Genomic DNA, 20,874 nt, shown 5'->3' with positions numbered 1-20,874 from the left:
AATTCACCTTAAATTTCTGTACCAAGTCCAATGTAAAATTGAATATTTTTGCTGTTATCTTTATCACGAATGGGTGTGGCAATATCAAATTTAATCGCACCAACTGGCGATGCCCAACGCACACCAACGCCTGCACCATAACGCAATTCTTTTGCCGTGTAATTATCGGCAGCTAATCCACTATCTGCAAAAGTTGCCGCCCACCAATTTGGATAGACTTGATATTGATATTCTAAAGAAGCGGTAAGCAATCGCGAACCACCAACTAATTTTCCGTTTTTATTTTTAGGCGCAATTTTTTTATAGCCGTAACCGCGCACACTACGATCGCCACCAGCAAAGAAACGCAGTGTAGGCGGAATTTTTTCAATACCTTTTGTATGTAAATACCCGATTTCAGCACGAGCAACGATACGATGATTTTCTGCATAAGTACGAACCCACGCGCTAGATGCTTGCACTTTTATAAAAGAAGATTCTGATAGCCAAATTCGTTTGCTTAAATCAAAAGTAATTTTTTGCACATCGCCCCAAGTGGCAAAGGAACCACCACGTAATCGAGTACGAGTAAATCCAACAGTTGGATAAAGAAGTAAGGTTTTATCAGTGATATCCGCTTGTGTAAAACTGTCGTATCGCGTACGAAGTCCGCCAAAATATTGCCAACCATGCGCATTATTCCAATAACGTAACGCTGACAACGTAAGCACTCTCGTATTGGTATCGTTCTCTTTTTCCCCTTCCCAACCGACGGCAAAATCATAGTAATAATTTAATGGATTTTTAAGCAGTGGCATTCGATAAGTTGCCTCTAGAGTTTGTTTTGGTGCAGAGAGATAAAGATTTGAACGCAAACTATGTCCACGGCTATTAATCCAAGGTTTTGTCCAGCCTATTTGTCCGTGAACGCCGCCATCAGTAGCAAAGCCCACACCGAGTTCCATCGCATTTTTTTTACGTGGATAAAGAATGATTTCTATATCTACCGTTTTACTTTTATGATTGATATTAGGCTGAACTAATACTGAGCTAAACCAATTTGAAGATGAAAAATCGCTGGTTAAATCCGACAAATTATTCATTAAATACGGATCACCAGATTTGATGTTAAGAATATTATTTAAGTAATCATCCCGAATTTGTGAATGGCTAAAAGTAATATTGCCATAATGATAACGGACACCACTATCAAATAACATTCGCCACCATGCTTGATGGGTTTCAGGGCTGATTTCTAAACGTGAAATTTTAAAGTTCCCATCAAAATACCCACGATTTAATGCCAAGCGTGAAATCGCTGTTTTGTAATCATCGTAAGTTTGGTGCTCAACCAAAACGCCATCTTTCGGTAAGTTTTTACGCAATGCATTAAAATTTTCATCTTGTGCGGCTTCCCCCTCAATTTGCACATCAGTCCCCGCAATTTTTGTTGGCTCGCCTGGTGTAACATGAGCAATCAATAAATCGCGTTTGCCTTGACGCTGTTTTCGTTCAAAACGCACGGAAGATTCATAATAACCAAACACACGCAAACCACGATCCACGGCTTTGGTTACCAAATGTTGATAGCGTTCGGAGCCATCCATTTCTTCTTTATTAATCAAATTAACATTGAGATCTGTATTACGCACAGCACGGAAACCACGAATGCCTTGAACTTCAATATCAACAGTTTGTTCAGCAAATGCGGGAAAGCAACTTAATGCTAAAAAAAGTGCGGTGAGTTTTAGCGATTTTTTCTTCATTTTAAGGGGTTAAAATTTTCTAAGTAAATTGCACTATAGTCTACCGAGAAGTTCGTTAGGATCCAATATTTTCAGTGCATTTTGTCGGTTTTTTCATAAAAAATACCGCACTTCATTGCCAAAGTGCGGTAAATTTTTGAGCTGTTTTAATTAGTGACCGCCGCAACCACAGCTGCCGTGATTATGTTCGTGATGATGACCACCACAGCCACAACCGTGACCTTCTTCGTCATCATCGTGGCTGTGTGCACCGTGAACGTGGCCGTGAGCAATTTCTTCTAACGTTGCTTCACGCGCTGCAACAACTTCAACCGTGAAATGTAATTCTTGCCCCGCTAACATATGGTTTCCATCAACTACAACTTCATCGCCATCGATTTCAGTAATCACCACTGGAACTGGGCCAATGTCAGTATCCGCTAAGAAACGCATACCGACTTCAAGTTCATCAACACCTTGGAATACATCTTTTGGTACACGTTGAACCATATTTTCGCTGTACGCACCATAACCTTCTTCAGGTTGTACACGTACTTCAAATTTGTCGCCAACTTCTTTACCTTCAAGTGCTTTTTCAAGACCGACTACTAAATTATTGTGACCTTGTAAATATTCTAGTGGTTGATTTGCTGGAGCTTCATCTACCAATACGCCATCTTGTGTGCGAACTTGGTAAGAAATGCTCACCACTACATTTTTTTCTACTTTCATTATGTTTTCCTTATAAAAATCGGTTAAAAAGCCGTATCATTGTAACGAAAATTATTCCACGCGCAAGACTTTACGGATTAATGAACACGAGGCTCTTCTTCATCTTCATCATCAAAAAATTCCCCATCGTCACCGTATTCATCGTCATCGGCATTTGGGTCTTCAAAATAGGTGCCCCAACCATCATAAATGCCTTTATGTTTTTCTAACAATGGAAGGATTTGTTTTTGTTGTGCATCGATAATTTCAGCTTTTAATTCTACTTCACTGATGATGTCAAAACAGAAAATTGGTTTACCGTCATCATCTTTAAATTCTTCCGCTTCGGAAACTTCATAGCCCGCTTTAAACGCATCAACCGCAATTTTTTCTAACAAATCAAAATCGTGGTGTGCGATGTGATGCTCAATAATGTAAAGCGCATTTGGATCACTGCCATCATTAAGTAAATCTTCGATAATTTCACGGGTTTCTGCTTGTAATTCAGCCAATTTTGACATAATAAAATCCTTCAACAAGAACAAAAGTGCGGTTATTTTAGTGGATAAATCACCAAAAGTCGCATAGAATTTCGCACAATTATTTTCGATAAAAAAGAACCCTTAACCATGCTCGAACAACTCCCTTATTTGGCATTAAAAACTCCGCCAAAAACCACCGCACTTTTAAAGGCTGAATGCGCGGATTTTATTGTAAAAGAGCATTTAGGCTATGAAATGTCGGGCGATGGAGAGTTTGTTGCATTGTATGTACGAAAAACAGATTGCAACACCTTATTTGTTGGCGAAAAATTAGCTAAATTTGCTGGTGTTTCTGAACGCAATATGGGATATGCAGGGTTGAAAGATCGTCGAGCGGTGACAGAACAATGGTTTTGCTTGCAAATGCCAGGAATGGAAACGCCCGATTTCAGTCAATTTGAATTAGATGGCGTAGAGATTTTAACGGTTACTCGACATAACCGAAAAATTCGCACGGGTAGCCTTGAAGGAAATTATTTCGATATTTTATTACGCGGTGCAGAAGAATCTGATGAGCTTAAAGTGCGGTTAGATTTTGTGGCAAATTTTGGTTTCCCAAATTATTTTACGGAACAACGTTTTGGTCGGGAAGGTCATAACCTCACGCAAGCATTGCGTTGGGCTCAAGGGGAAATCAAGGTAAAAGATCGCAAAAAACGCAGTTTTTATCTTTCCGCCGCGCGCAGTGAAATTTTTAATCTGGTTGTGGCTGCGCGTATTGCAAAGGGCGCAACAAATCAAGTTTTACCAAATGATATTGTGCAATTAGCAGGTTCGCACAGTTGGTTCAAAGCGGATGAAAAAGAAGACTTAACTGCCTTGCAAGTGCGGTTAGAAAATCAAGATATTTTACTCACTGCTCCTTTAATTGGCGAAGATATTTTAGCAGCAAGCGATATTGAAAATGAAATCGTAAATCAACATTCAGCTTTCGATTCTTTAATGAAACAAGAAAGAATGAAAGCAGTGCGTCGCCCATTGTTAATGAAAGCAAAAGGGTTTTCTTGGGCATTTGAGCCAGAAGGCTTGCGTTTAAAATTTTATTTGCCAGCAGGCAGTTATGCCACGGCATTAGTTCGTGAGTTAGTAAATTACACAGAAGAATAAGGAAATATAATGCGAATTTTAGTTAGTAATGATGATGGTTTTCATGCGGAAGGCATTCAAGTTTTAGCAATGGAATTAAGAAAAATTGCAGAAGTCATTATTGTTGCACCCGATCGTAATCGAAGTGCAGCATCAAGCTCGCTCACATTAGTGGAGCCACTTCGCCCACGCCATTTAGACAATGGCGATTATTGTGTGAACGGCACACCAGCAGATTGTGTACATTTAGCGTTAAACGGATTTTTATCTGGCCAAGTAGATTTAGTGGTATCAGGCATTAACGCAGGTTGTAATATGGGCGATGATACGATTTATTCTGGCACTTTGGCTGCTGCCCTTGAGGGGCGTCATTTAGGTTTGCCCGCTATTGCGGTTTCGTTAGATGGTCGTCAGCATTATGAAACAGCAGCACGAGTGGTATGTGATCTTATTCCTAAATTACAGCATCAATTATTAAACCCTCGTGAAGTGATTAACATCAATGTACCAGACTTACCTTTTGAAGAATTAAAAGGATATAAAGTATGTCGATTAGGTTATCGTTCATCTTCCGTTGAAGTGATTAAACAAAGAGATCCGCGTGATGAAACCATTTATTGGATTGGTCCTTCAGCATTACCCGAAGATGAAAGCGAGGGAACAGATTTTTATGCCGTGAAGAATGGCTATGTGTCTATTACGCCAATTCAAGCGGATCTTACCGCGCATCATTCATTGCTTTCTTTACAAAATTGGTTAGATCAGGAATTTACCAAATAGAGAAAAATATGAAAATTTTCGGCACGATGTACGATAAAACGATGGAATGGTCAAAACATCGTTTTGCTGTTTTTTGGCTCTCTTTTGTCAGTTTTATCGAGGCGATATTTTTTCCTATTCCGCCCGATGTGATGTTGATCCCAATGTCTATGTCAAAGCCTAAAAGTGCAGTTAAATTTGCATTTTATACGGCAATTGCTTCTGTCATCGGTGGAGTTATTGGTTATGCAATTGGTTTTTATGCAACGGACTGGGTGGAAAACATTGTACAACAATGGGGATATGCTGTGCATTGGGCAAAAGCCGTCAGTTGGTTTAAGCAATGGGGCGTATTAGTTGTGTTTGTGGCAGGTTTTAGCCCAATTCCTTACAAGGTGTTTACTCTCTGCTCTGGCGTGATGCAAATGGCATTTTTCCCTTTTGTCATCACCGCATTTATTTCACGTTTAGCGCGTTTCTTGCTGGTGGCAAAATTAGCCGCGTGGGGTGGGGAGAAATTCGCAGCAAAATTGCGAAAATCTATTGAGATTATTGGCTGGTCAGTGGTTGTACTGGCTGTCATCGCTTACTTTATACTGAAAAACTAGGATAGAAAATGAACAAATTAAGTCTTGTTTTAGTAGCTGGATTTCTTTTGGTTGGATGTGCATCAGAACCAGTTAAAGATCCAGATGCATTACCAAATGGCATTATGCAACCAGTAGAAGGCACAGGTGCCGTTGCTGGCGGTAGTTTTATGCCAGAAATTCAAAAAAATACGATACCAACACAAATGAAATAAAAATGAAATAATAACGGAACAATAAGGAATAACTATGAACAAATCGTTTCTCTTACTCCCTTTAAGTCTTGTTGTATTATCGGCTTGTACCTCTAATTCTCCTGCACCTATTTCTGATGCAGATGGAAATCTTTCCCCTAGTGTAGTGCAATCTGTAAATGGCAATAATGTAGGTGGTGCTTGGCAACCTGAAATTCAAAAAAATTCATTACCTACAATGGGAAATATGGTCACGCCACAACCAAATTTTCAACCGATTAATCAACAACCAGCAATGCCAACAGCACCTGCGCAACCTGCATTTCAACCCTCTCCGAAAACGGTAGTTAGCACAGTACAAACAAAAACAGTTACCAAAACAATTGCTGATTGTGTAGATGGACAGCATATTAATATCCCACGTAATCCAAATACCAATGCACCAGATTACAGCAAAATTTCAAAAGGCTCTTACAAAGGCAATACCTATAAAGTAAACAAAGGCGATACAATGTTCTTGATTGCTTACTTAGCAGGAATTGATGTAAAAGAATTGGCAGCGTTGAATAACCTATCCGAACCTTATAATTTAAGTTTAGGGCAAGTTTTAAAGATTTCTAATTGTGGCACAAAAACGGTTACTACAACGGTTTCTGTAAAACAACCTGCAGTCACGGCATCAACAGCAATGCCAGCTAAACCAGCCGTCACTTATACTCCGGGTGCAAACGGTACTCAAATAGGATCTGACGGTACTATTATTGGCCCCATTAAATCAGAGGCTGGCATATCGTCTAGTGTATCTGTGGCAACTTCATCAACACAGGTTACATCATCTGTAAATAATGCGAATAGCACACCGATTAATGCAAATGTCGTTGCACCAATCGCCTCAAATGTTGCGTGGCAATGGCCGACTTCAGGTAATATTATTCAAGGTTTCTCAAGCACAGATGGCGGTAACAAAGGGATTGATATTAGCGGTTCACGAGGACAAGCTGTAAAAGCGGCTGCAGCAGGGCGAATAGTGTATGCTGGCAATGCTTTACGTGGTTACGGTAATTTAATCATCATCAAACATAATGATGATTTCTTAAGTGCTTATGCGCATAACGACAAAATTCTTGTCGCTGATCAACAAGAAGTCAAAGCTGGTCAAGACATCGCAAAAATGGGTAGCTCTGGTACAAATACCGTGAAACTCCACTTTGAAATTCGCTACAAAGGCAAATCAGTAGATCCAGTGCGTTATCTACCAAAACGTTAAGATCTCTTTAGAAAGTGCGGTAAAAAATCTCAACAAATTTTTACCGCACTTTTTTATTAAAAATATTCTGTGAGGAGTATCACAAAATCAAAAAATAATAGATGACAATGTTAAATTTTATATTATTCTGATAATGCTTCGTAGTTAGAAGTCAGTGTTAAGTTTTATTAAGTATCTCTTCTCTTAAAAGGAGTTTAATATGCTCAACTTGCTCTCTCCTAACCAAACTTGGGTTCTTGTTGATCCAAGATTATCTTTTTATTTTCCCATAATTTATTAATCCTTTCTTATTAACCATCAACGTGTTTTCATTTTAGAAAATAATTTTTTATTTAAACTAAGCAAATTAATTTTTGGGGATTTTGCTATGGAAAATTTTAAACATTTACCTGAACCTTTCCGCATTCGTGTTATTGAACCAGTAAAAAGAACTACTCGTGAGTATCGTGAACAAGCGATGTTAAAATCAGGCATGAATCCATTTTTATTAGATAGTGAAGATATTTTCATTGACTTACTCACAGATAGCGGTACTGGCGCTGTTACACAAGATATGCAAGCTGCAATGTTACGTGGCGATGAAGCCTATAGTGGCAGTCGCAGTTATTATGCGTTAGCTAAAGCAGTGAAAGATATTTTTGGTTATGAATATACAATTCCTACTCATCAAGGCCGCGGTGCTGAACAAATTTATATTCCAGTATTGATTGCTAAACGTGAACGTGAGAAAGGTTTAGATCGCAGCAAAATGGTGGTTTTCTCTAACTATTTCTTTGATACCACACAAGGACATAGCCAAATTAATGGGGCAACGGTTCGCAATGTTTATATCAAAGAGGCATTTGATACAACAGCAAAACATCCATTTAAGGGTAATTTCGATTTAGAAAAATTAGAAAAAGGCATTCAAGAGGCGGGAGCACATAATGTACCTTACATTGTATGTACCATTACTTGTAACTCTGCGGGTGGTCAGCCGGTTTCTATTGCAAACTTAAAAGGCATGTATGAAATTGCGCGTAAATACGACATTCCAGTCATCATGGATTCAGCTCGTTTTGCAGAAAACGCCTATTTTGTTCAACAACGTGAAGAAGCTTATAAAGACTGGACTATTGAACAAATTACTTACGAAAGCTATCGCTATGCTGATGGTTTAGCGATGTCCGCCAAAAAAGATGCTATGGTGCCAATGGGAGGTATTTTAGCGTTTAAAGATAAATCAATGGAGGAAGTCTATCACGAATGTAGAACGCTTTGTGTTGTGCAAGAAGGGTTCCCTACTTATGGGGGTTTAGAAGGGGGGGCAATGGAACGCTTGGCTGTTGGCTTGCATGATGGTATGCGCCAAGAATGGCTGGCTTATCGTATCGCACAAATTGAATATTTGGTTGCAGGCTTAGAAAAAATTGGTGTGCCTTGCCAACAACCAGGTGGCCACGCAGCGTTCGTAGATGCAGGTAAATTATTACCACATATTCCAGCCGACCAATTCCCAGCACAAGCACTTTCTTGCGAACTTTATAAAGTTGCAGGTATAAGAGCGGTAGAAATTGGCTCATTTTTATTAGGACGAGATCCGAAGACGGGTAAACAACTACCATGTCCAGCGGAGCTTTTACGCTTAACTATACCACGTGCAACTTATACGCAAACGCATATGGATTTCATTATTGAGGCATTCCAAAAAGTGAAAGAAAATGCAGAGAATATTAAGGGTTTAACCTTTACTTATGAACCAAAAGTTCTCCGCCACTTTACGGCACGTTTAAAAGAAGTTGAATAATATCACGAAAAATGCAGTTCATTTTGAACTGCATTTTTTTATCAACAGCTAACTCAATAATTTGTTATTGATAAGGATGTTCTATGAAAAAACAACCTTCCATCTTTGGTGGTGCGTGTATTATTGCTAGTGTTTGTGTTGGGGCAGGAATGCTTGGTTTGCCGACATCTGGCGCGGGTGCTTGGACAATATGGTCAGTATTAGTAATTTGCTTAACAATGATAGTCATGACATTGTCAGGCTGGTTATTACTTGAGGCCTACTCTACTTATGATTTAAGAGCTTCATTTAGTACTGTAACTAAAGATATGCTCGGTTCAACTGTCAATTCTATTAATAATCTTGCGGTATATTTTGTCGGGGGTATTTTACTTTATGCTTATACCACTGCATCTGGCGGTATACTAGAAAACCTTATTAAACCGTGGATTGATTTTGGTTCATCTACATTGGCAATTTGTTCCACTGTATTTGTATTAGTTTTTTCCTTCTTTGTTTGGCACTCCACTCGCATTGTAGACAGAATATCTGTTTTATTGATTGTATGCATGGGTTTTACTTTTATTTTTAGTACTTATGGATTAGCAACTAATATTAGTTTAGACACTTTATTAGATATTGGTGGAAAGGAGACAAATTATGCAAAATATGCGGTAGGAATGTTTCCCGTTGCATTAACATCTTTTGGCTATCATCATTCTGTTTGTACGATGCGAGCTTACTATGGGGAAGAAAAAAAAGCAAAATACGCTATCTTAGGTGGAACAGCAATTGCTCTTACGCTTTATTTACTTTGGATTTTCTCTATTTTTGGCAACTTACCGCGAGATCAATTTGCTCCAGTAATTGCCAGTGATGGTAATTTAGATATTTTACTTAACACATTAGGTGGAGTAATCGAATCTAACACGGTTAAACAAATGATTAATGCCTTTTCTATCGCCGCAATTTTATCATCTTTTATTGGCGTAGGATTAGGCGTATTTGATTATTTGGCTGATTTCTTTAAATTTGATAATTGTAAAATTGGACGAACAAAGTCATGGGCTGTGACTTTCCTACCTCCACTAATTATGTCAATTTTATTTCCATTGGGTTTCTTAAAAGCTATTGGGTATGCTGGTGCGGTAGCTACGATTTGGACAAGTATAATTCCTGCTCTTCTTGCCTATAAATCCCGCAAAATAAATACAGCTGCAACATTCCGAGTGTGTGGTGGAAATGGTTTAATAATCTTTATTGCATTATTTGGTGTTTTTGTAGCTATTTTCCATTTTCTTGCAATGTTTGGCTGCTTACCTTTCTTTAAGTTCTAAGGGGAAAATATCAATTTTAAGTGCGGTAAAAAATCTCAACAAATTTTTACCGCACTTTTTTATCTGGCTTTTTCCCCTTTCGGCACCTAAAATAGCCGCCATAAAACCTATCTTTATTCAGTTTCAAAGCAGGTAATTAGATGATTTCCGAAGAAAATTTCCAACAGCACACGCCAATGATGCAACAATATCTAAAACTCAAAGCAGAGAATCCAGATATTTTGTTGTTTTATCGCATGGGGGATTTTTACGAGTTGTTTTATGACGATGCGAAAAAAGCGGCGGCATTGTTGGATATTTCTTTGACGAAACGAGGGCAATCTGCAGGACAGCCCATTCCAATGGCAGGAATGCCTTATCACGCGGTGGAAGGTTATTTAGCAAAATTAGTGCAGTTAGGCGAATCTGTGGCGATTTGTGAACAGATTGGTGATCCATCTACAAGCAAAGGACCTGTAGAACGTCAAATTGTGCGAATTGTTACGCCCGGTACGGTCAGTGATGAAGCACTGTTGCCTGAACGCCAAGACAATCTGATTGCTGCGGTATATCAAGAAAAAGAAAAATTTGGATTAGCCACTTTAGATATGACTTCTGGGCGTTTTCAGCTTTGTGAACCTGCAGATAAAGAAACATTGCGTGCGGAATTGCAACGTATTGTGCCTGTAGAATTGCTGTATTGTGAAGAATTTAATGAAATGGCAGCCATAGAACATTGTAAAGGATTACGCCGTCGCCCGATTTGGGAATTTGAACTTAGCACTGCCATTACGTTATTAAATCGTCAATTTGGCACAAAAGATTTACGCGCCTTTGGTGTAGAAAAATCCCCTCTCGGCTTAAGTGCGGCAGGTTGTTTATTGCAATATGCAAAAGAAACCCAACGTACCGCATTACCTCATATTCAAAGCATTAGCTTAATTCAAAACCAAGACTGCATTCAGTTAGATGCCGCCACGCGCAGAAATCTTGAATTAACACAAAATCTTTCGGGTGGCACAGAAAATACGTTAGCCTCTGTCTTGGATAAATGCGTTACGCCAATGGGCAGTCGTTTGCTGAAACGTTGGATTCATCAGCCTATTCGTGATGTGGAAAAATTAAAACAACGCCAACAAGCGATTGCGGAAATTCTGAATTTTGATTTAGTCGATGAACTCCAACCTTATTTGCAATTAGTCGGCGATATGGAACGTATTTTAGCGCGTGTGGCTCTGCGTTCAGCGCGTCCTCGCGATCTCACTCGCTTACGCACAGCCTTAGAACAAATTCCTGCATTACGCACGATTGTGCAACAAAAAACATCGCCATTTTTAACCGCACTTTTCAGCCAAATTGCCGATTTCAGTGAGCAATGGGATTTATTGCAACGTGCATTGATTGAAACGCCTCCGCTTTTAATTCGGGATGGTGGTGTAATTGCTGAAGGTTACCATGCGGAGTTGGACGAATGGCGTATGCTGTCTGATGGTGCAACGCAATATTTGGAAAATCTCGAAAAACGTGAACGTGAAAGTACAGGTATTGATACGCTAAAAATCGGTTTTAATGCAGTGCATGGTTATTACATTCAAATTAGCCAAGGCCAAGCGCATAAAGCCCCAATTCATTATGTTCGCCGTCAAACTCTGAAAAATGCTGAGCGTTACATTATTCCTGAACTCAAAGAATATGAAGACAAAGTGCTGAAATCGAAAGGTGCAGCGTTAGCATTAGAAAAGCAGCTTTACGATGAATTGTTTGATTTATTATTACCGCACTTAGGTTCATTACAACTGGCTAGCCTTGCACTCTCTGAATTGGATGTGTTAGTCAATCTTGCTGAGTGCGCAGATACCCTCAATTACGTTATGCCAACATTCTGTGATGAAGTGAGTGTGAAAATTGAAAATGGTCGCCATCCTGTTGTGGAACAAGTATTGAAAGATCCTTTCATTGCCAATCCAGTGGAGTTAAATCACAACCGTCATTTGTTAATTATCACTGGGCCAAATATGGGTGGTAAAAGTACTTATATGCGTCAAACCGCATTAATTACATTGCTTGCGTATATCGGTAGCTTTGTGCCAGCAGACAGTGCGCGAATTGGGCCGATTGATCGTATTTTTACTCGAATTGGTGCGTCTGATGATTTAGCCTCGGGGCGTTCAACCTTTATGGTGGAAATGACGGAAATGGCAAATATTCTTCACCAAGCCACTGAGCAAAGTCTCGTGCTTATTGATGAAATCGGTCGTGGCACATCCACTTATGATGGCTTATCCTTAGCTTGGGCTTGTGCGGAATGGTTAGCCAAAAAAATCCGCTCGCTTACATTATTTGCCACCCATTATTTTGAATTAACCGCATTGCCGGAACAGCTAGAAGGCATTGCCAATATTCATTTAGATGCCCTTGAGCATAACAACACCATCGCCTTTATGCACGCCGTACAAGATGGCGCAGCAAGTAAAAGTTATGGTTTGGCAGTTGCGGCTTTGGCAGGCGTGCCACAATCCGTCATTAAACTAGCAAAACAGAAATTGACACAATTAGAAAAAAACTCAAGCTATTCAGCCGAACAGCAAATTCAAGCGTTGCGTGAAGCCAATCACAATCAGGGCGAATTATTGTTTGAACAAGAAACGGATGCACTAAGAGAGGCTATTGAAAAGCTGGATCCCGATGATTTAAGCCCTAAACAAGCCTTGGCGTATTTGTATCAGTTAAAGAAAATGGTGGGGTAAATATTATATCCTAGCGATAAATTCAAAGGTTTATATGGATTGGCGGAGGGGAATGGGAGTTGAACCCACCCAAGAACGCTGGCGTCCTCAACAGGATTTGAAATCCTGCCACCTCACCGGAGATGACGCCCCTCCGTGGTTGAAATTGCAGTTACTTTAGCGTAAATTAATCGGCAGTTCAACGTTATTTTAAACGGATTCAAAAATGACCGCACTTTTTCAACAACTACCTTCCGTTGATAAAATTCTCAAAACATCTCAAGGCTCACAACTCATTACCGAATTTGGTCACACTGCAGTCGTGGCAACATGTCGAGAATTATTAACCCAAGCTCGTCAATTTATAAAAAAAAACAATCAACTTCCTGAATATTTTTCTAATTTTGACCGCACTTTGGTAGAAATTCATTCTCGCCTACAAAAACAAAACCAAGTACAAATCAAAGCGGTGCATAATCTGACTGGCACGGTGTTACACACAAATCTTGGGCGAGCGCTTTGGTCTGAAGCAGCACAACAGGCAGCCCTTTCTGCGATGCAAAAAAATGTTTCGCTTGAATATGATTTAGATGAAGGTAAGCGTAGTCATCGCGATAATTACATCAGTGAATTATTATGCAAACTCACAGGTGCTGAAGCTGCCTGTATTGTGAATAACAACGCCGCCGCAGTATTATTAATGTTAGCGACCTTTGCTCAAGGTAAAGAAGTAATTATTTCTCGTGGCGAATTAATTGAAATCGGCGGTGCATTTCGTATTCCAGATATTATGGAACAAGCTGGATGTCATTTAGTAGAAGTGGGCACCACTAATCGTACTCACCCGAAAGATTATCGTAATGCTATCACTGAAAATACGGCTTTTTTAATGAAAGTGCATAGCAGCAATTATCAAATTTGTGGTTTTACCTCTTCAGTTTCAGAAGAAGAACTCACCGAACTAGGGCGAGAAATGAATGTACCCGTAGTAACTGATTTAGGCAGCGGTGCATTAGTTGATTTAAGCCAATATGGCTTGCCAAAAGAACCGACCGTGCAAGAAAAAGTCGCACAAGGTGTGGATTTGGTCTCTTTCTCTGGCGATAAATTACTTGGTGGCGTGCAAGCAGGCATTATTGTGGGTAAAAAAGAATGGATCGAACAATTACAAGCCCATCCTCTCAAGCGTGCATTACGTTGCGATAAAGTTATTTTATCAGGCTTAGAAGCCACATTACGTTTATATTTAAATCCTGAAAAATTAACTGAAAAATTACCGACTTTGCGATTACTCACTCAGCCATTAGAACAACTCAAAATAAATGCTACGCGTCTCAAAGAGCGGTTAGAATCTCGCTTAAATTCACAATTTGAGATTCAAATTGAAGTTAGCCAAGCACAAATCGGTAGTGGCTCACAACCAATGGAAAGAATCCCTTCCGTGGCTGTTACTATTGCAAAAAAAACAAACGTAAAACTTTCCGCACTTTTAGCTCGTTTCAAACAACTTTCTCAACCTATTATTGGGCGAATGGAAAACGGAAAAATTTGGCTAGATTTACGTAGCCTTGCGGATATTGAAACATTATTAAATACATTGGATGAACTATGATTATTGTTACTTCAGGTCACGTTGATCACGGCAAAACAGCATTATTAAAAGCATTAACTGGCAAAAGCACCGCCCATTTACCAGAAGAAAAAAAACGCGGCATGACCATTGATTTAGGGTATGCCTATCTGCCGTTAGAAAACAAAGTGCTTGGCTTTATTGATGTGCCGGGACACGAAAAATTCTTGTCAAATATGCAGGCAGGCTTAGGTGGTGTGCATTATGCAATGTTAATTGTCGCTGCCGATGAAGGCGTTGCAGCGCAAACAAAAGAACATTTAGCAATCTTACGCCAACTTCAATTCCACGAAATTATTGTTGTCATCACAAAAGCAGATCGTACAAATTCAGAGCAAATAGAATCGTTAATCCAAGAAATTAAACAAAATTATAGTTTTTTACGTGGTGCTAATTACTTCGTTACCTCAGCAGAAACGGGACAAGGAATTAATGAATTACGTCATTACTTAGCTAATCTACCTGAATTAGCTGATACCCAGAAACCTTTTCGATACGCAATAGACCGAGTATTCAACGTAAAAGGGGCGGGTACCGTCGTGACAGGCACAGCCTTTTCAGGAACAGTGAAAGTAAACGATGAAATTTACCTTTCCACTGGACAGAAAGTTCGTGTAAAAGCGATTCACGCACAAAATACATCAAGCGAACAAGGTATTGCAGGGCAACGTTTAGCGTTAAATTTAAATGCTGATTTAGACCGCACATCAATGAAACGAGGCGATTGGTTATTGCAGAATGAGCCACTTCCACCAACAGATCGCATCAGTGTACAAATTTTGGCTGAAGTACCATTAAATGAAAGCCAACCTGTGCATATTTATCACGGCGCAAGTCGCACTACGGGTAAACTCACCTTATTACAGGGAAAAAATGCCGCAAAAAATGACCGCACTTTAGCTGAAATCATATTGGATTCACCATTATTCTTGGCTTTCGGAGACAAACTTATTTTACGCAGTGGCGATACAAAAACCTTAGTTGCCGGTGCACGAGTATTGGAAATAAACTCGCCAAAACGTAATAAACGAACTGAAGTGCGGTTAAATTTCTTAGCGAATTTAGCATTGGCAGAGAATGCTTCGCAACGTATTGCACTTACCCTTCTACATAATGCGACAACAGCACACCAATTAATGTGGACGGAACAACTGACTTCCTTGCAATTAGATAAAGCACTCGTCGAGCGGGACGCCGTACGTTATCAAGATTGGTGTTTTAATACTAATTACATACAAGAAAAAACGCAGCAAATTTTAACCGCACTTAATACTTATCACGAGCAACATAATGATCAACTTGGTGTAAGCAAAGCCAGATTATATCGAATGACCGCCTTAAACCAGCCTGAAAACTTGATCAATCATTTTATTGATGAAATGTTAGAAGAGGGAAGATTACAGCAAACTCGAGGTTGGCTTCACTTACCCGAACATAAAATCCAATTTAGCCAAGAAGAACAAAAATATTGGTCAAGTGTACTCTATGAATTTGAAAAAGCCCAAGGTCAAGCCATTTGGGTACGTGATATGGCAAATGCACTCGCTATTGATGAATCAATTATGCGTAATTTTATGTATAAAGCAGGGAAATTGGGTTACCTCACACCAATCGTGAAAGATAGATTTTTCTTAACTGAAACTATCTATGCTTATGCAAGACTTATTAAACAAATCGCACAAGAACAAGGAAAAGTTTCCGTAAATGAAGTACGTGATAAATTAAATTTCGGGCGCAAACTTACCGTTCAACTGATGGAATATTTCGACCGAATGGGATTTTTACGTCGCAAAGGCAATGACCATATTCTACGCGATAAGAATGTTTTTGATTTATGATTTAAAAAGGAAAAAAGTATGAAAAAAACGCTCGTTGCTGCATTAATTAGTTCTGTCATCTTACTCACAGGCTGCCAAGATAAAGATACTGAAGCAAAAATAAAACAACTAAATCAAACAGTAGCACAACTCAATGCTGAAAATGCCAAATTAAAACAGCAAATAGAAAAAACAGTCCCAGCAATTTTTGTGGAAAATGATGAAATATTTAATCAATCTGAAATTATTAAACATCCTAAATCGAAAGAAGATTACCAGCCTGAAGAAACCAAAATTGAGTATTCAATTTCAACAATAAAAACCAATATTGATTGGCTTAATGATCTATTGTGGAAAAAATTGACTGAAAATGAAGAAACGAAAAATATTTCTCGTGAACAATTTGTAGCACGTTATCAAACCGCTTTTGAGGAAGACAAAAAAGAGGCGAAAGAAACACCATCTTTTGGAATTTCTCATTCTATATGGACAAATTTTATCGGGCAAAAAGAAAAACTTGCAACCTTTGCGATTAGTTTTTATGACTATGAAGGTGGTGCGCACGGTATTGAAGGTAATCGCTATTTCACGATTGATCTAACTACACGCCATATTTTGACATTAAATGATTTATTTAATGAAAAAGATTTACCGAAAGTAAAAACGCTTTTATGGGAACAATATAATAATAGCAATAAGGAATATGAACCTATTATTGAAGCCGATAGTTTTAATTTATCGAACAATATTTACTTAGATTCAAAAGGTGTACATTTTATTTATGATGTTTATGAAATTGCCCCTTACGCAGCAGGAGAGCAAGATTTAATGCTCCATTTTGGGCAACTAGAAGAATTATTTAAACCAGAATTTAGACAGGGTAATGATATTTAAATTCTTTAACTTTTGAATAGCAATCAAAATCCCTAATTACATTAAAAATGAGAGACTATAGATTTTGCACTTCACTTTTATTATAATAGTCTTTCAATGTAATACTAAGGAGAAAAATTATGGCACTTACGAATTCCTCTATCAGCTTTAGAACAGTTGAGCAAACAAAATCAGAAGCTTATCAAGTTATTGAACAATATGGACTTACCCCATCACAAGTATTCAATATGTTTTTGGCTCAAATTGCCAAGACTCGTTCTATCCCTATTGATTTGAATTATCTTCGCCCAAATAAAGAAACCCTAGCAGCTATTGATGAATTAGATAGTGGTAACGCAGAGAGCTTCTTTATTGAAGCTAGTGAAAATTATTCTGCCGAAGAATTTACAAAACGCATTCTTAATGGTGGTCAATAATGTCAGAAGAGAAGCCATTAAAAGTAAGCTATTCAAAACAATTTGTAAGAGATTTAACTGATTTAGCTAAACGCTCCCCCAATGTGTTAATTGGCTCAAAATACATTACTGCAATATACTGTTTATTAAATCGTTTACCTTTACCCGAAAACTACCAAGATCACGCATTAGTAGGAGAGTGGAAAGGTTATCGAGATTGCCATATTCAAGGCGATTTGGTACTGATTTACCAATACGTTATACGCGATGAATTTGATGAATTGAAATTTTCTCGTTTAAATACACACTCACAAACCGCTTTAAAATAGAAGTAATCTTAAACAATAATCCGCACGTAAAATGTGCGGATTATTTTTACATAGCATTAAAACTCAAACTGAACAGACATTCTGTAATTTCTGCCAGGTGCGTAGAAGCGGTTTAAGCCTTCACCTGTTGCTGTTTTTACTCGGTTAATTGTGCCAAGATGTCGAACAGAGCGAGCAGAGTCCCAAGTGAGATATTTTTTATTGGTTAAATTATACACACCAGCGGTAAATGTAAGATTTTTAATTGGTTTCCAATAAGCAATCGTATCGATCACTGTATAGCGATTATTACGCCATAATCCGCGAGAATCTTTTACTTCTTTGCCGTTTGCTTTTGATGCTGGTACATCTTTTGCTTCGTCGGTATATTGCTTTTCTTTTCGTTGAACCATACTTGTCCATTGAGAATTAAAGCTGTCTTTTGCTTTTTTGGCTGCAACATTAGTGATATACACATCCATGCCCCATTTTTGGCTTGGTGCATCATAGCCAATATTATATACCGATGTGGTTGGTTGTAAGGCATTCATTGGTTGAGGTTTACGAGCAATGGCTTCGTATTCTGGATGTTGAGCTTTATTCAATTCCAAAAATTCTTTATATTTTGGATTTAATCCATTGTCTTTAATTCTGCCTTTTTGATAGGTAAATTTATAGCCTAAATGGAATCCTTGTAGTTTTTCAAACAAATCGCCCATTTCAAGACGTGAAGCAATTTCGATACCTCTGACTCTTGCTCGATCTCGATTTTGGTTCTGATGGAACGGATAAGCGATAGTAGAGCCTTCTTCAATAGGACGTGGTCCTACTTCTACTAAGTCAATAAAATTACGGTAATCGTTTTGGAATGCATTTAACGTAATATAACTGCTGTTTTTATAAAAAGTGAACGCGACTTCTTTTGTTTTAGAGGTTTCAGCTTTTAAATCCGTGTTAGGCTGAATGGAAAATTGTGGATGTTTAAATGTCATATAAATTTCATCAGAGGTTGGCGCACGAAAACCATTGGCGTATTTAAGCTGTACACGAAGCCAATCTGTAGGATCAAGATTTAACCCTAAATTGTAAGAATGATGTTTATAGTCAGTTTTGCGTAATAACAGGGCAAGATTGTCTTTAAAATTTTGTTGATAACAAGGTGTGGTGTAAGTGCAATTTTCATATCCTTTAGGCGTCGAATTTTTATTACCATAAACATAGTCGTTTTGGCGAAATTTCTTAAATAGCCCAGCAATTAATCCATTAGGAACGGGGATTTTTTCGTCATAACTAGGTAAATATTTTACGTGGTCATAGCGATAATTTAAATCTAGCCCTAGCCAAGAGGTAAGTTGCACATTATCTCCAAAATACAACACATTATTTTTAGTGGTAACAGGGATTAAATAGGTCTCTTTGCCTTTATCGGAATGAATTGGTGTACCATTGGCACAACCAGCTACGCTGATATTAGGTTGTGGTATTTTCTTCCCGCCAAGATTTCCATTCTCTCCTCTAGCGCAGAAAAAGTAGTCAGCCCACCATTGCACATTGGCTGCAGTGTTGTATTGGTGATTCACCATACTTTTTAGTGTTTTTTCATAAAAACCACCATATTTTAAACTGTGTTGGGTATGCCAAAGGCTAAATTCTTTATCTAAATCAAGCTTAATTTGTTGGGTGTTAGTGTTTAAATCACGATCATTGACGAAGTCTGTACTATAGCCAAAGCTTTTTGGGAATAAAAAACGTGCGGATTCTTCTAGATAAAAATCACCAAATAGTGGTTTGTCTCCCTTTTTCAGTGGAATTTTCCCATATGTTTTACCATTTAAGGTTTCAGTGGTAATATTTCGGTTTTCATACTGATATTTATCCTCCCCCTTTTCATCTTTTCCAACAAAAACCTGAAATTTATTTTTACAATTTAATTTTTCGCAATCAATTAAGACCGAATCAAGTGACCCTCCTTCTGTATCTACATCCTTACTAACATCTTGATTATGTTTGTTTTTTAGTGTTAAGCCATAATAATAGCTTCCTGTAAATTCTTGATTATCTTTATCTTTAATCTTATAAACGCCCTCCTCTTCTACTAAATGTAGCCCTTGTGGATTACGTACACCATTACAAGTGGATTGATGACAATATTCATCAGAACGTGCTTTATTGGTGATTTTTTGTGAAGAATAACTTAGTTTAATATGATCCCAAAAAGGCGTTTGACTGAAATTTTCATAACTAAATTGAATATTTTTTCGTTTGGATTGATCGTGAATAACACGTTCGCCATATTTTTCCCCACATTTACTATTTTTGCATTGAGTGAAAATATAAGACAAATCCATACCCTTTGTTTCTAAAGTAGAATCATCTAATGCCACACTCAAGCGATGGTTTTCATTAGGCTGAAAGCCCAATTTTATTAATGTGCTTTGGCGGGTAATTTGATAAGGATCGGCTTTTTCACGGGTAGGACCAACCGCACTTAAATCAGCCTGTTTATTGGGATAAATTTTATAATCGTAGTTTTCTATTTCGTGCCCATCACGTTTTGTATCAACGACTAAAATATCAAATTTTTTAGAACGTCCTGCTAATGTAAGTGTCTTAAGGTTTTGATTATTCATTGTTTGATAGCCACGTTTATAGGAAAGATAATAATCTTTATCTATCAGATAATCTCGAGCATCTTTTGTTTCAAAGATAACAGAGCCACCCAATGCGCCACTACCGGATTTTAAGGAGTCAGCACCTTTGGTAATAGTTGCTGTTTTAACATTTTCAATTTCAATGCTATTGCGAGTATTATTAAAATTGCCATAGCCTTCAAATAACTCCTTAAATCCTTGAGAGCTTAAGGTTTCAGCTTGACGAAGCCCATCAACCATAATACCTACGCGGTTTTCATCAACCCCTCGAACTGCATAACCACTTGCACCTGTTCTACCAGTTTCAACTACCGTAATACCTGTTTCATAGCGAACGAGATCACGAGAATCAGACGCCTGCTGTTTCGCTAATTTTTTGGCTGAAATTTGGGTTTCACCTACCTTTTTCTCTTTCACATTAATTGTTTCTGTACTTCCTGAAACATTAATTTGTTCTAGTTGTTCAGAAACATTACTATTTTGGTTGGTTGGTTGGTTGGTT

Annotated in this window: 18 protein-coding genes and 1 tRNA gene; 14 read left to right on the top strand and 5 right to left on the bottom strand. The window is 38.2% G+C overall.

What is annotated here, in order from left to right; translation table 11 throughout:
- Window positions 1–8 precede the first annotated feature (8 nt).
- From HMPREF2644_RS00245 to rraB, 3 genes are all read right to left on the bottom strand, one after another.
- Complete coding sequence (locus HMPREF2644_RS00245; RefSeq protein ID WP_011272174.1) at window positions 9–1,745, bottom strand: autotransporter assembly complex protein TamA; 1,737 nt, start codon at window positions 1,743–1,745, stop codon at window positions 9–11.
- 150 nt (window positions 1,746–1,895) lie between these two features.
- Window positions 1,896–2,456, bottom strand: a complete 561-nt coding sequence (gene slyD / locus HMPREF2644_RS00240) for a peptidylprolyl isomerase (protein WP_005650761.1) — start codon at window positions 2,454–2,456, stop codon at window positions 1,896–1,898.
- Window positions 2,457–2,533: 77 nt separating this feature from the next.
- Window positions 2,534–2,956: a ribonuclease E inhibitor RraB gene (gene rraB, locus HMPREF2644_RS00235; RefSeq protein ID WP_011272176.1), complete on the bottom strand. Its 423-nt coding sequence runs from the start codon at window positions 2,954–2,956 to the stop codon at window positions 2,534–2,536.
- Between the two features lie 108 nt (window positions 2,957–3,064).
- Between rraB and truD the strand changes: the two genes are divergently transcribed.
- From truD to mutS, 9 genes are all read left to right on the top strand, one after another.
- A complete protein-coding gene (gene truD, locus HMPREF2644_RS00230) occupies window positions 3,065–4,084 on the top strand; it encodes a tRNA pseudouridine(13) synthase TruD (protein WP_038440413.1) in 1,020 nt (339 codons plus the stop codon).
- A 9-nt stretch (window positions 4,085–4,093) separates the two neighbouring features.
- Complete coding sequence (surE, locus tag HMPREF2644_RS00225; protein WP_050846039.1) at window positions 4,094–4,843, top strand: 5'/3'-nucleotidase SurE; 750 nt, start codon at window positions 4,094–4,096, stop codon at window positions 4,841–4,843.
- A gap of 8 nt (window positions 4,844–4,851) precedes the next feature.
- A complete protein-coding gene (locus tag HMPREF2644_RS00220) occupies window positions 4,852–5,430 on the top strand; it encodes a YqaA family protein (RefSeq protein ID WP_005654317.1) in 579 nt (192 codons plus the stop codon).
- Between the two features lie 8 nt (window positions 5,431–5,438).
- Entirely contained in the window at window positions 5,439–5,624 is a 186-nt protein-coding gene (locus HMPREF2644_RS00215) for a hypothetical protein (RefSeq protein ID WP_005654318.1), read from the top strand.
- 34 nt (window positions 5,625–5,658) lie between these two features.
- Window positions 5,659–6,870 (top strand): murein hydrolase activator NlpD, encoded by a 1,212-nt coding sequence (gene nlpD, locus HMPREF2644_RS00210; protein ID WP_038440407.1) that lies wholly within the window; start codon window positions 5,659–5,661, stop codon window positions 6,868–6,870.
- A 199-nt stretch (window positions 6,871–7,069) separates the two neighbouring features.
- Window positions 7,070–7,150, top strand: coding sequence for a tryptophanase leader peptide (tnaC, locus tag HMPREF2644_RS09500; protein ID WP_074031114.1), 81 nt, complete (start codon window positions 7,070–7,072; stop codon window positions 7,148–7,150).
- Between the two features lie 87 nt (window positions 7,151–7,237).
- The gene (gene tnaA, locus HMPREF2644_RS00205) at window positions 7,238–8,656 is read left to right on the top strand and encodes a tryptophanase (protein ID WP_011272181.1); all 1,419 of its coding nucleotides are present in this window, start codon (window positions 7,238–7,240) and stop codon (window positions 8,654–8,656) included.
- 83 nt (window positions 8,657–8,739) lie between these two features.
- Window positions 8,740–9,972, top strand: a complete 1,233-nt coding sequence (locus HMPREF2644_RS00200; protein ID WP_005671879.1) for an aromatic amino acid transporter — start codon at window positions 8,740–8,742, stop codon at window positions 9,970–9,972.
- Between the two features lie 140 nt (window positions 9,973–10,112).
- The gene (mutS, locus tag HMPREF2644_RS00195; protein WP_038440403.1) at window positions 10,113–12,698 is read left to right on the top strand and encodes a DNA mismatch repair protein MutS; all 2,586 of its coding nucleotides are present in this window, start codon (window positions 10,113–10,115) and stop codon (window positions 12,696–12,698) included.
- Window positions 12,699–12,738: 40 nt separating this feature from the next.
- On the opposite strand, the gene HMPREF2644_RS00190 is transcribed toward mutS, so the two are convergent.
- Window positions 12,739–12,833, bottom strand: a tRNA-Sec gene (locus HMPREF2644_RS00190).
- Window positions 12,834–12,903: 70 nt separating this feature from the next.
- Between HMPREF2644_RS00190 and selA the strand changes: the two genes are divergently transcribed.
- From selA to HMPREF2644_RS00165, 5 genes are all read left to right on the top strand, one after another.
- Window positions 12,904–14,289 (top strand): L-seryl-tRNA(Sec) selenium transferase, encoded by a 1,386-nt coding sequence (gene selA, locus HMPREF2644_RS00185; RefSeq protein ID WP_070828149.1) that lies wholly within the window; start codon window positions 12,904–12,906, stop codon window positions 14,287–14,289.
- A complete protein-coding gene (selB, locus tag HMPREF2644_RS00180) occupies window positions 14,286–16,145 on the top strand; it encodes a selenocysteine-specific translation elongation factor (RefSeq protein ID WP_070828148.1) in 1,860 nt (619 codons plus the stop codon). The genes selA and selB overlap by 4 nt, the downstream gene beginning before the upstream one ends.
- An 18-nt stretch (window positions 16,146–16,163) precedes the next feature.
- Complete coding sequence (locus tag HMPREF2644_RS00175) at window positions 16,164–17,018, top strand: DUF3298 domain-containing protein (protein ID WP_070828147.1); 855 nt, start codon at window positions 16,164–16,166, stop codon at window positions 17,016–17,018.
- A gap of 119 nt (window positions 17,019–17,137) precedes the next feature.
- The gene (locus HMPREF2644_RS00170) at window positions 17,138–17,434 is read left to right on the top strand and encodes a type II toxin-antitoxin system RelB/DinJ family antitoxin (RefSeq protein ID WP_005692346.1); all 297 of its coding nucleotides are present in this window, start codon (window positions 17,138–17,140) and stop codon (window positions 17,432–17,434) included.
- Entirely contained in the window at window positions 17,434–17,742 is a 309-nt protein-coding gene (locus HMPREF2644_RS00165) for a YafQ family addiction module toxin (protein ID WP_050948779.1), read from the top strand. Before HMPREF2644_RS00170 ends, HMPREF2644_RS00165 begins: the two co-directional genes overlap by 1 nt.
- A 56-nt stretch (window positions 17,743–17,798) precedes the next feature.
- On the opposite strand, the gene HMPREF2644_RS00160 is transcribed toward HMPREF2644_RS00165, so the two are convergent.
- A partial coding sequence (locus tag HMPREF2644_RS00160; RefSeq protein ID WP_257285003.1) for a TonB-dependent receptor domain-containing protein occupies window positions 17,799–20,874 on the bottom strand: 3,076 nt, incomplete at its 5' end.

This window comes from Haemophilus sp. HMSC071C11 (genome assembly GCF_001837655.1).
GTDB lineage: Bacteria > Pseudomonadota > Gammaproteobacteria > Enterobacterales > Pasteurellaceae > Haemophilus > Haemophilus influenzae.
The sequence above is the reverse complement of the archived record's forward strand: the minus strand, read 5'-3'. Positions and strand labels throughout refer to the sequence as shown.

Bases quoted from the DNA above. Each gene is read 5' to 3' on its own strand.
- HMPREF2644_RS00245 (WP_011272174.1), bottom strand. From the start codon at position 1,745: ATGAAGAAAAAATCGCTAAAACTCACCGCACTTTTTTTAGCATTAAGT.
- slyD (WP_005650761.1), bottom strand. From the start codon at position 2,456: ATGAAAGTAGAAAAAAATGTAGTGGTGAGCATTTCTTACCAAGTTCGC.
- rraB (WP_011272176.1), bottom strand. From the start codon at position 2,956: ATGTCAAAATTGGCTGAATTACAAGCAGAAACCCGTGAAATTATCGAA.
- truD (WP_038440413.1), top strand. From the start codon at position 3,065: ATGCTCGAACAACTCCCTTATTTGGCATTAAAAACTCCGCCAAAAACC.
- surE (WP_050846039.1), top strand. From the start codon at position 4,094: ATGCGAATTTTAGTTAGTAATGATGATGGTTTTCATGCGGAAGGCATT.
- HMPREF2644_RS00220 (WP_005654317.1), top strand. From the start codon at position 4,852: ATGAAAATTTTCGGCACGATGTACGATAAAACGATGGAATGGTCAAAA.
- HMPREF2644_RS00215 (WP_005654318.1), top strand. From the start codon at position 5,439: ATGAACAAATTAAGTCTTGTTTTAGTAGCTGGATTTCTTTTGGTTGGA.
- nlpD (WP_038440407.1), top strand. From the start codon at position 5,659: ATGAACAAATCGTTTCTCTTACTCCCTTTAAGTCTTGTTGTATTATCG.
- tnaC (WP_074031114.1), top strand. From the start codon at position 7,070: ATGCTCAACTTGCTCTCTCCTAACCAAACTTGGGTTCTTGTTGATCCA.
- tnaA (WP_011272181.1), top strand. From the start codon at position 7,238: ATGGAAAATTTTAAACATTTACCTGAACCTTTCCGCATTCGTGTTATT.
- HMPREF2644_RS00200 (WP_005671879.1), top strand. From the start codon at position 8,740: ATGAAAAAACAACCTTCCATCTTTGGTGGTGCGTGTATTATTGCTAGT.
- mutS (WP_038440403.1), top strand. From the start codon at position 10,113: ATGATTTCCGAAGAAAATTTCCAACAGCACACGCCAATGATGCAACAA.
- selA (WP_070828149.1), top strand. From the start codon at position 12,904: ATGACCGCACTTTTTCAACAACTACCTTCCGTTGATAAAATTCTCAAA.
- selB (WP_070828148.1), top strand. From the start codon at position 14,286: ATGATTATTGTTACTTCAGGTCACGTTGATCACGGCAAAACAGCATTA.
- HMPREF2644_RS00175 (WP_070828147.1), top strand. From the start codon at position 16,164: ATGAAAAAAACGCTCGTTGCTGCATTAATTAGTTCTGTCATCTTACTC.
- HMPREF2644_RS00170 (WP_005692346.1), top strand. From the start codon at position 17,138: ATGGCACTTACGAATTCCTCTATCAGCTTTAGAACAGTTGAGCAAACA.
- HMPREF2644_RS00165 (WP_050948779.1), top strand. From the start codon at position 17,434: ATGTCAGAAGAGAAGCCATTAAAAGTAAGCTATTCAAAACAATTTGTA.